The 10,818-nt window shown below is 48.2% G+C and carries 7 protein-coding genes; 2 read left to right on the top strand and 5 right to left on the bottom strand.

Annotation, left to right across the window (positions count from 1 at the left end; all coding sequences use genetic code 11):
• The first annotated feature begins 189 nt into the window (after positions 1-189).
• The gene (locus tag Q4A73_RS06670; RefSeq protein ID WP_303206676.1) at positions 190-1,383 is read left to right on the top strand and encodes a (Fe-S)-binding protein; all 1,194 of its coding nucleotides are present in this window, start codon (positions 190-192) and stop codon (positions 1,381-1,383) included.
• 68 nt (positions 1,384-1,451) lie between these two features.
• Here the strand turns inward: Q4A73_RS06670 and Q4A73_RS06665 are convergent, their stop codons facing one another.
• From Q4A73_RS06665 to Q4A73_RS06655, 3 genes are read right to left on the bottom strand one after another with little or no spacing between them, the layout of a single operon-like run.
• Positions 1,452-4,460 (bottom strand): efflux RND transporter permease subunit, encoded by a 3,009-nt coding sequence (locus Q4A73_RS06665; RefSeq protein WP_303206675.1) that lies wholly within the window; start codon positions 4,458-4,460, stop codon positions 1,452-1,454.
• Positions 4,460-5,200 (bottom strand): efflux RND transporter periplasmic adaptor subunit, encoded by a 741-nt coding sequence (locus Q4A73_RS06660; protein WP_303206674.1) that lies wholly within the window; start codon positions 5,198-5,200, stop codon positions 4,460-4,462. The genes Q4A73_RS06665 and Q4A73_RS06660 overlap by 1 nt, the downstream gene beginning before the upstream one ends.
• The gene (locus tag Q4A73_RS06655; protein WP_303206673.1) at positions 5,197-6,471 is read right to left on the bottom strand and encodes a TolC family protein; all 1,275 of its coding nucleotides are present in this window, start codon (positions 6,469-6,471) and stop codon (positions 5,197-5,199) included. Before Q4A73_RS06655 ends, Q4A73_RS06660 begins: the two co-directional genes overlap by 4 nt.
• An 86-nt stretch (positions 6,472-6,557) precedes the next feature.
• On the opposite strand from Q4A73_RS06655, the gene lepA reads away from it, so the two are divergent.
• The gene (gene lepA / locus Q4A73_RS06650; RefSeq protein ID WP_303206672.1) at positions 6,558-8,348 is read left to right on the top strand and encodes a translation elongation factor 4; all 1,791 of its coding nucleotides are present in this window, start codon (positions 6,558-6,560) and stop codon (positions 8,346-8,348) included.
• A gap of 141 nt (positions 8,349-8,489) precedes the next feature.
• Here lepA and glpQ read toward each other — a convergent pair whose 3' ends face one another.
• Complete coding sequence (glpQ, locus tag Q4A73_RS06645) at positions 8,490-9,533, bottom strand: glycerophosphodiester phosphodiesterase (RefSeq protein WP_303206671.1); 1,044 nt, start codon at positions 9,531-9,533, stop codon at positions 8,490-8,492.
• A gap of 65 nt (positions 9,534-9,598) precedes the next feature.
• Positions 9,599-10,818 (bottom strand): DASS family sodium-coupled anion symporter (locus tag Q4A73_RS06640; protein WP_303206670.1); only part of this gene is annotated, 1,220 nt, incomplete at its 5' end.

Below are 10,818 nucleotides of genomic sequence, written 5' to 3'. Positions count from 1 at the left end.
TTATTTATAGATATTTGTAACTATTTATAGTTTTTTATAGGTTTGTAGGAACGGTTTCACAAAAAAATCAAAGCGCTTTTTGACCCGAAAAATTTAATCAATCCGGGCGTTATCATCAATGAAGATAAAAAAATCCACAGCAAAAATTTCAAGCCCTCGCACGAGATCGAGGACTTTTTGGAGGCCTGTATGGAGTGTGGCTTTTGTGAAAAATACTGCCCCAGCAAAAGCCTAACCCTAACCCCACGCCAAAGAATCGCCGTGCATCGGGAAATCAAACGCCTCCAAGCGCTAGCTCATAGAAGCCAAGAGGAAGAAAGCGAGCTTTTAGAGCTTAAAAAAGGCTATGAGTATGAAGTGGTGCAAACTTGCGCGGGGTGCTCCATGTGCGCGGTGGCTTGTCCCTTAGAAATCGACAGCGCTAAAATCGCTAACGCCTACAATAACGAAAACGCTAGGGGAATTTTTCTGGCAAAATTCTTGGCTAAAAATTTAAACAAGGGCGTGAAAGTGGCGAAATGGGGCCTGAATTTAGCCCATTGTGGCTCAAAAATCATAGGCAGGGAAAGAATGAAAAGCCTAAGCCTGAGTTTGAACGAAAAATTCCACACGCCCATAGTGCCCATTTTCATGCCAAGGGCAAACCGCTATCCTTTAAATTCACGCATCCATGGCGCAAAAAGCGTCATTTACCTGAGCGCCTGCCTCAATAGAGCCTTCGCGCCCCCAGCCTTAGCCAAAGACAAAAGAAGCCTGCAAGAAGTCTTTGAAAATCTCTGCAAAAAGGCTAAAATTTCAGTGCTTTACCCTGAGAGTGTCAAAAATTTTTGCTGCGGCAAAGCCTTCAAAAACTATACCTTAAAAATGCCTGAGCTTAATCCGCTAAAGGCTATGACAAACGAGCTTTTAAGCTTAAGTGAAAACGGCAAAATCCCCCTTGTGTGCGATCACAGTGCTTGCAGCGCGCAATTGCTTTCAAAATTGGGCGAAAAATTAAAAATTTATGACATGAGCGAATTTGTGGAAAAAGAAATTCTAGCGCACTTAAACATCGAGCCGCTTGAAGAAGATATAGGGCTTTTTGTTGTGTGTTCGGGCAAAAAATGTGGCTTTGATGTGAGCTTAAAAAAGCTAGCCTCACTTTGCACTAAGGCTAGGGTTTATGAGCATAAAAACACGCATTGCTGCGGCTTTGCTGGCGATAAAGGCTTTATAAAGCCTAAATTAAACGCTAACGCTCTTAAAGATTTGAAAAATTATTTTGCAAATTTAAAAATCACAAGATTTTACTCAAGCTCAAGCACTTGTGAGGTAGGATTAAGCGATGCGACGAAAGAGGCTTGGCAGCATTTGATTTATTTGGTGGATGAATTGAGCGGTTGATGGGGGTTGCCCCTCTCGCGCCCCACCCCCGCGCCAAAAAGCCTCAGGCTTGGGATAAAATTTATCCCTCAGTCCAGCCTCTTCCTTTGGTAAATTTTCCTAAGCCCACTATCAAGCCCGAAGCAAAATTTAAAAAGCGCCGGCACGATGAGCAGGGTGAGGAGGGTCGAGCTTATGAGGCCGAAAATGATGGTGATCGCCATGGGGGCATTGGCCTCATAGCCAGCGCCCCTTGAGAGTGCTAGGGGCAGCATCGCAAAGATCATCGCAAGGCTCGTCATCAAAATCGCCCTCAGCCGCAGCCTCCCCGCCTCCACAAGGGCGAGATCCGCATCCATCCCCGAGAGGCATTTTTTATTCGCCACATCCACGAGGAGGATGGCGTTTTTCCCCACCATGCCAAAGAGCAAGATGATGGCGATGAGGACGAAGAGCGAGAAATTATGCCCCGTGAGGAAAAGCCCCACGCAGGCTCCCCCAAAGGCTAGTGGCATGCTTATCATGATGATGAGGGGCAAAATGAAGCTCTCATAAAGCGCGGCAAGGACGAGGTAGATGAGGGTGAGGCCTAGGATGATGGCGAAAATGAAGCCCTGCAGGGTCTCATCCAATAGGTTGATGAAGCCCGTGAAGGCTAGCCCCAGCCCCTCGCCCAAAAGCTCGGTTTTGTTTTCAAGGATGAGCCTTTGCACTGCGTCCAAAGAGGGCCCATTGACTGCGGCGGTGATTTTCACCGAGCGGCTTTTGTTGTAGCGATGGATGCTTTTCAAGTCCTCGCCATAGACGAAATCCACCACGCTAGAAAGCTCCAAATTCAAGCCCTGATTGTTTTTGATGCTGATGCGTTTGAGCGCCTCGATGTCCCTTTTAAATTCAGGCGCCAAACTCAAAACAAGATCATCCCTCCCCCCAGCCCCGTCCATGCTGCCCACCACAACTTCGCCGAAGGAGTGCTGCAAAACCCCCGCGACATACTGAGGACTGATGTCGAGCCGCTTTGCTTTTTCCCTGTTGATGCGCAGGGAGAGCTCGGCCTTTTTGAGCTGGGCATTATCACTAATATCCACCACGCCCTCCTTGCGCGCTAAAATTTCCCTAGCCCGCCTCGCACCGTTTTCAAGCTCTCTCAAATCATCGCCCAAGAGAAGAATTTGCACAGGATCATCCACGCCAGCCCCTTCGATCTTGGGCAGTTCTAAAATTTTAAGCTCCAGGCCATCTGCGGCTAAATTCTGGCGGTAAAGGCCGATGAGCTCTTTTTGCCTGAGCCTCCTTTCACCCAGCGGCTTGAGCTTGACATAAATTTTAGCCCTCGTAGCATCCCTAGCATCATCATAGCCCACCAGCAAAAAGGCGTGAGCGACATTGGGGTCGTTTTGGATTTTCTCAAGCAGGGGCAGGGTTTTTCCCCGCATCGCCTCAAGGCTTAGATCCTTTTTGCTTTGGATTAAAATTTGAATTTCGCTATCGTCCTCCATGGGCAGAAAATCCAGCCCAATCCTACCAGCCAAAAAAAAGCAAAAAGCGATGAGAGCAAGGCTTGAGAGTATGAATTTGCCCTTGTTGCGTAGAATTTTTCTTAAAATCCTCTCATAAAAATCGTCCATTTTTGCGAAAAGGGCCTCGCTTTGGTGGAAAAATTTCCCCCCGTTGGGTCTTAAAAACCTAGCCGCCAAGCTTGGGATGAGCAAGACGCTCACCAAAAAGCTCACCACAATCCCACTTGCGACGCTAAGTCCTAGGGCCTTGAAAAAGAGCCCGGGTATGGAGTGCATGTAGGAGATGGGCACGAAGACGCAAAGCAGGACCACGCTGATGCTTAGCACGCTAAAGCCTATCTCGCGGATGCCCAAAAATGCCGCTTCTAGCGGGGGGTGGGTGGCGAGCTTTTTGGCGATGTTTTCGATCACCACGATGGCATCATCGATGAAAATTCCTATGCTTAGGGTCAGGGCGATGAAGCTGAGGCGGTTGAGATCCTGTCCTAGCAAATCGATGATGAAAAAGGTCGCAATGATGGAGCTTGGGATGGCCACGCAGGCGATGAGGGTGGCGCTGAGATTACGGAGGAAGAAAAACACAATGACGAGGGTCAGCAGGACGCCTAAAAGCATGTCGATAAGGACGCTTGAGAGATGCTTGTGGATGTTGAGGCCCTTGTCGTAGAGGATGCTAAAATCTACCTCCGGGAAGCTTTTTTCGAGGTCGGGGAGGGCCTTTTTGACCCCCTCTATCATCGCTAGGCTGTTGGAGCCATCCACCTTAGCAAGCTGCAATAAAACGCCCTCCTTGCCCTCAAAAATCGCCGCCTGCTTTGCGTCCTCATAAAGATGAGAAAGCGTGGCCACATCGCTTAGAAAAATTCCCGGCCCCAGCCTCAAATGGGCAAGCTCCTCCAGTGAGGTGGCCTCAAAATAGCCCTTGATGATGTGGTTTTCTTGAGGATTTTCAAGTTCCCCCAAGGCCTGCTTGAAATTTTGCTCTTTGATGATTTTGGCGACCTCTAGGGCGTTGAGTTGGTATTTTCTTAGCAAATTAGGATGCAGGGCGATTTTGACTTGGGGCCTTTGAAAGCCCACGCTTTCGATCTTACCCACCCCATCAACCCTCTGCAAAAAGGGCACGATCTCATCCCGCACGGCCTGCATGAGATGGCGTTTGTCCTCCGCACTCAAAAAAATGGAAAGGGTGGTGCCAGAATCAGAACTGACCTTTTCGATCGTAGGCCTTGCCTCAAGGCCTAGCGCGGCGATTTTATCGCGCACATCGTTGGCGGCGACTTCAAGATTTTTATCCAGTTTGAATTCCACCATCACAAGGCTGAAGTTATCATAGCTGACCGAATTGATCGTTTTCACCCCGTCTATCTCAGAAACGGCGTTTTCGATTTCCTTTGTGATTTTTGACTCCACAAAGCTCAAATCCCCCGCCGCCTTCGTGCTGATCTTGATGAGCGGGATGCTGACATTGGGGAACAAATTCACATTCATGCTAAAAAGCGATAAAAATCCAAAAATGATGAGAGCGCTAAAAAGCATCAAAATGCTGATGGGGCGGTTGATGGCGAGCTTATACATCACTCATCCGTGAGGATCTTGCCCTCGCCAAAGAGTCCGGGAGTGAGGTTTTGCGTATGAACCTCGGCGTAAATTTTTCTTGTTTTTTCCTCGATGCTGGGGTGGATGAGGGCGATTTTGCCACGAAATTCCTCGTCGCTTCCGTCCAGTTTGTAGAGGAAGGTTTGCCCGATTTTCACCGCGTCTTTGTATTTTTCATCAAAGCTTAAGACAAGCTTCACCTCAGGATAGGAAAAAACCTCCACCAAGACCTCCCCCACGCCCCTAGCGCCCTCGCCCACTTGGACAAATTTATTCGCGATGATGGCATCATAGGGGGCCTTGAGCTGCTTTTTTTCGCGCAAATTTTGATAGTGCCTCACGCCCAGTCTGGCCTTTTCCAGCCTCAGTTTTGAAAGGGTGAGGGCCGTTTGCACATCCTCATAGCTTTGCTTGTCGATGACCTCGCGCACGGCTTGGAATTTTTGCATCTTGCTTTGAGCGTTTTTAAACTCACTCAGGGCCAGATTGTAGTCGTTTTTTGCGTTTTCTAGGGCCAAACGCTCGCTCTCATCATCAAGGCTGAGTAAAATTTCACCCCTTTTGACCCTATCGCCAACCTGAACTCGAAGATCCTTCACGATGCCCACCGCTTCGAGCGTGAGCTTGCTTTGCATCCTAGCCTCAACGCTAAAGCTTGCATAAATTTCCCCAGCAAATCCCAGCGCAAAGGCCCCCAGCCAAAAAAGCACGATCCTCATCGCACGATCCTCTCCTCAAGGTCAAATCCGGCCAAAAAATAATAATTCGCCTTGGTGATTTCAAGCTCATTTTCCGCAAGCTCCAACTCCCCCGCCGCCCTAAATTTCGCCTCCAGTGCCCCCAGATACTCCACATAAGAGCAAAGTCCTGCTGTGTATTTTTTATCGACACTTTCAAAGGCTAGGTTGGCCGCATCAAGGGCGATTTTTAGGGTGCTGATTTGCTCAACCAAAACCTGCAAATTTTTTCTAAGAAAAGCTAGATCCTCTTCATTTTGGCGCTGAGCTAGCTTGAGATTGGCCCGGCTTATTTGCACATCCAAACGCCTGTTTTCAAGCTCCCTCCCCCTCGCATCAAAGTCAAAAATTTTCCACTCAAAACCCAGCACAAATTGATTATTTTGCGCGTATTTTTCTGCCAGTCCCTCGCTGAAATTTTGCAAATTGGAAGCGAGTTTGAGAGGGTGGTGATTTTTATAAAAAGCGAAATGATTTTGCACAAAAAAGCGCGGGAAAAATTCTGCCTTAGCGATGCTAAGAGCCTCTTGCGCTAGCCCCACCCGCTCCTTGGCCTTTAAAATTTCAACATTGCTCGCACGCTCATCCCCAAGCTCCTTCATCCTCGCCCCCTCTTCTGGGATGAAATTTCTTTGACTGAGGATGGTGAGCTCTTTTTTGACCCCCTCAAGTCCCAGTTTTTTTTGCAAAAATTCCAAATTTGCCAGATGATATCGCGCCCTGATGCTTTCTAGCTCGTCTTTCGCGCTCAGTCCAGCCCGATGAAATTTTTGCACCCTCAGGAGGGTTTTTTCCAAAAAAAGGGCCTTTTGCTCCTGGGCCTTGATGATTTTTTCAAGGCTTAGATAATTAAAATAAAGTGTGATGGCATTTAAAGCGAGGGCGTTTTTGCTCTGCATCCTATCCAAAGCGCTTAAATTTTTCTTAAATTCCAGTCCCCGCAGGGTCGCCTCCCTCTTGCCCCCATCGAAAAGCAAAAAATTCAAGCTAAACTTGGCAAAAAGGGCTTCTTGCGCGTCTATGATGCGGCGATCCTTGTTATTCGCCACATAAGCCCCGCTTAGGCTTAGGCTGGGTAGATAGGAAGCAAAAGCGGCTTGGTAGTCGTTTTCGCTTTGTTGGTGTTGAGAATTTTTTGCCAGATAGCTTTCGTTTTGGAGGCTAAGCTCTATGAGTTCTGCTAGGTTGGACGCGCACAGGGGGGAAAATAGCAAAAATAAGGCTGGGCTCAGTGCTTTTAAAATTCTATCCATAGCCCTATTATATTGTGCTTTGCTTAAATTTTTTATTGGTTTTAAATGAAGTTTTGGTTAGAATGTGCCTTTTTTGCGAGGATTTGATGAAAAATATTAGAAATTTCTCCATTATCGCTCACATCGATCATGGTAAAAGCACCCTGGCCGATAGGATCATCACCGAGTGCGGGGCGATTTCACAGCGCTTGATGAGTGCGCAGGTTATGGACACGATGGACATAGAAAAGGAAAGGGGCATCACCATCAAGGCACAATCGGTGCGCCTGAGCTATGAATTTGAAGGGCAAGATTTCATCTTAAACCTCATCGACACACCCGGGCATGTGGATTTTTCCTACGAGGTGAGTCGCTCGCTTGCTAGCTGCGAGGGGGCGCTGCTTGTCGTCGATGCCAGTCAGGGCGTGGAGGCACAGACCATCGCCAATGTCTATATCGCCCTAGAAAACGACCTTGAAATCATCCCCGTGATCAACAAAATCGACCTCCCCTCGGCTGATGTGGAGCGGGTCAGGCACGAAATCGAGCACATCATAGGCATCGATTGCGAGGATGCGATCTGCGTGAGTGCCAAGACGGGCGAGGGCATCGGGGAGCTTTTGGCGCGCATCATCACCAAGATCCCAGCGCCCAAGATCAACGAAACGGCGCCCACGAGGGCATTGATTTATGATTCGTGGTTTGATAATTATTTGGGCGCTTTGGCGTTGGTGCGGCTTTATGAGGGCAGCATCGCGAAAAATGATGAAATTTTGATCATGAGTAGCGGAAAAAGGCAGTTCGTGCAGGATTTGTTTTACCCGCATCCGCTAAGCCCCATCAAAACGAGTCGCTTGGAGAGTGGCGAGGTGGGGGTGCTGGTTTTGGGGCTTAAAAATGTGAGCGATGTGCAGGTGGGCGATACGATAAGCTTAAGCAAAAATAAAGCAAAAGAGCCCATCGGTGGCTTTGAAAGGGCAAAGCCCTTTGTTTTTGCAGGGCTTTATCCCATAGATACGGACAAATTTGAGGACCTGCGCGAGGCCCTTGACAAGCTAAGGCTCAATGATAGCTCCATCAGCTACGAGCCTGAGACTTCGCTGGCCTTGGGCTTTGGCTTTAGGGTGGGTTTTTTGGGGCTTTTGCACATGGAGGTGATCAAGGAGCGCTTGGAGCGGGAATTTGGACTGGATTTGATAGCCACGGCCCCGACGGTAACTTACAAAATCATCCAAACGGACGGGAAAATTTTGGAAATTCAAAACCCCAGTGAACTGCCGCCTGTCAATAAAATCGAGCGTATCGAGGAGCCCTTTGTGAAAGCGACCATCATCGTGCCGAGTGAATTTTTAGGGAATCTCATCACGCTTTTAAACCACAAAAGAGCCCTGCAGCTTAAAATGGACTACATCACGCCACAAAGGGTGCTTTTGGAATATGAGGTGCCCCTAAATGAGATAGTGATGGATTTTTACGATAGGCTTAAAAGCCTCACGAAGGGCTATGCGAGCTTTGATTATGAGCCGAGCGGGTATAAGGTGGGGGACTTGGTGCGGCTTGACATCAGGGTGGCGGGGGAAAATGTGGATGCGCTAAGCATCATCGTGCCGAATTCTAAGGCCTTGAGTAAGGGCAGGGAGCTGGTGGGGGCGATGAAGCAAATCGTGCCGCGTCAGCTTTTTGAAGTGGCGATTCAGGCCAGTGTGGGGAATAAAATCATCGCCAGAGAAACGATAAAATCGATGGGCAAGAATGTAACCGCCAAATGCTACGGCGGGGACATCACGCGCAAGAGAAAGCTTTTGGAAAAGCAAAAAGAGGGCAAAAAGCGCATGAAGGCCATCGGCAAGGTGCACCTGCCGCAAGAGGCCTTTCTAAGTGTGCTTAAGATCGACTAGCATCGCGTGGTGTGGGGCGTGGTGAAGCATCTTGGCGTGGCTTGAGGTATCGCTTGAGGCAAGGTGGGCCCGTGGCTTGAAGTATCGCGAGTGTGAGGTGTGGTGAAAATTTAAGCTCGGAGGACCTCAGTCCTCGCGAAGTTATCGGGCTAAAAATTTCAGGCCCAAATCAGGAAAATCTGTGAAAACGCCGTCAGCTCCTGCCTTGAAAAGTACAGCATCAAAGAGCTCCTCCACAGAGCCGGCATAGTCGGGCAGGGCATCTGCGCGTATGGTGTAGGGATGCACTTCAAGCTTGAATTTGTGGGCATTTTTGACGAAATCATTGGCGACAATTTTACCCTTTTTGCTTTTTTGCGTATCGAAAATCAAAGCATAGGTCGGCCCCACTCCATCTACGATTTTGGCGATGTCGGGGTAATTTTTCACATCCGTAAGATAGCTAAAATCATAAGGCTGCCACTTGCCATCTTTCTCCTCGTAGGTCTCAAGCCAGTCATTAAGCCCCACAAGCGCCACAAGCTTTATATCCATGCCAAGCTGAGGCAGGAGCTCCTTTTTCACGCGCACCAAATCAGGGTAGTCGAAGCTTTGAAAATACACCTTTGAATTTTTATCCGCATAGCCGTATTTTTTAAGCACCTCTAGGGTCGCCTTAGAAATGTCCTTACCTTCCTGCTTGTGAAACCACGGCCTTTTAGTCTCCACATAGATCCCCACATCCTTGCCTAGGGTTTTATTAAGCCCCTGGATGAGCTCGATTTCTTCTTCTAGGGTGTTAATGACAAAGTGGGATTTTTTGGCGGGGAATCTGTTAGGATAGGCGTTGGAGCTGTCGTTTTCGCCCTTGAAGCCCTCGCTCATTTTCAGGCTTTTTAGCTCCTTTAAGGTGAAATCTATCACATAAAAATGCCCATCTTTTCTCTTTCTTTTGGGGAATTTCTCCGCCACATCGCTTGTTTTGTCTAAATACAAATCGTGAATGACGATGAGTCGATTATCCTTACTCATAACCACATCCTGCTCGATGTAGGGCGCACCCTGAGCGTAGGCTAGGACCTTGCTTTCAAGCGTATGCTCGGGCAGGTAGGCGCTGGCCCCACGGTGAGCGATGATGAGCTTATCCGCAGCAAAGCTGTATCCAAAAAGCCCCAAAAATAGGGCGGTGAAAAATTTTGTCTTCATCAGGCAAACTCCAAAAATTTAATTGCGCCCCGATTTTAATGCGCTTTGGAAACAAAACAACAACTTCAAGCCTCAAGCCAGAAAAAATAAGCCAAAGAGGCGAGGATGATGGAGCAAAGTATGTTGAGGTAAATTCCCACCCTTATCATTTGCCCCTGCCTGATGTAGCCCGTGCCAAAGACGATGGCATTTGGCGGGGTGGCCACGGGGAGCATGAAGGCGCAACTCGCTCCTATGCCGATGATGAGGGCGAGTGTGAGGGCGCTTACGCCCAAAGACTCGGCGATGGAGACGCAAAGCGGCACGATGAGGGCTGCTGAGGCTGTGTTGGAGGTGAATTCTGTCAAAAAGACGATGAAAAATGCGAGCAAAAGCACGATGAAGAATAAATTCTTCCCTTGCACAAGACTGATGATGCCATCGGCCATAACCTTACTCGCGCCGCTATCCTTGAGGATGAGACTGAGGGTGATGCCCCCTCCAAAAAGCATCAGGACGCCCCAGTCGGTATTTTTTTGGATCTTTTCCCAATCAACCACGCCAAAAACACACACCAGCACGGCAGCCAAAAGGGCCACTAGGCTATCAAAGGAGCTTATTTTTTTGCCAAGATTAAAAAATTCCGAAAGGAGGGGATTGATGTGGGAGCTAAAAATCCAGCAGCTAGCGATGAGGATAAAAATCATCAAAGTGATGTATTTTTGCTTATCCATGGGGATTTTTTCCTCTAAATTTGTGCCGACTTTAAAGTGGAGTCTTGGTCTGAGGGTGAAATAAAGCACCGCTATCATCAAAGGCATGAAAATGATAACGACAGGAATTCCATATTTTAGCCATTGGGCAAAAGTGATGTTGAGATTAGTCGCTACGATGGCATTGGGAGGGGTGCCGACGAGAGTGCCTATGCCACCGATGCTAGCGCTAAAGGCAATGCCTAGCAAAACGAAACAATAGGTGTTTTTATTTTCCGCAAAATTCAGTTGCGAGAGCATGCCGATGGCTAGGGGCAGCATCATCGCTGTGGTCGCGGTATTGGACATCCACATGGACAAAAATGCCGTGGCAAAAAAGAGATAAAATACCGCGAGGGTGAAATTCCCCTTTGCTAGCGACAAAATTCTCTGAGCGATGATTTTATCGAGCTTTTGAAAGTGCATTGTAGCAGCCAAAGCAAAACCACCGAAAAATAAAAAAATATTAGGGTCTGCAAACCCTCTCAGCGCTTCTTTTACCCCCATCAGTCCCGTGGATGCGGCTAAAATTGGTATCAAAATAGCCGTTATGG

The sequence above is a fragment of the Campylobacter sp. genome, from assembly GCF_030528245.1.
In the GTDB taxonomy this organism is placed as follows: domain Bacteria; phylum Campylobacterota; class Campylobacteria; order Campylobacterales; family Campylobacteraceae; genus Campylobacter_D.
The sequence above is the reverse complement of the archived record's forward strand: the minus strand, read 5'-3'. Positions and strand labels throughout refer to the sequence as shown.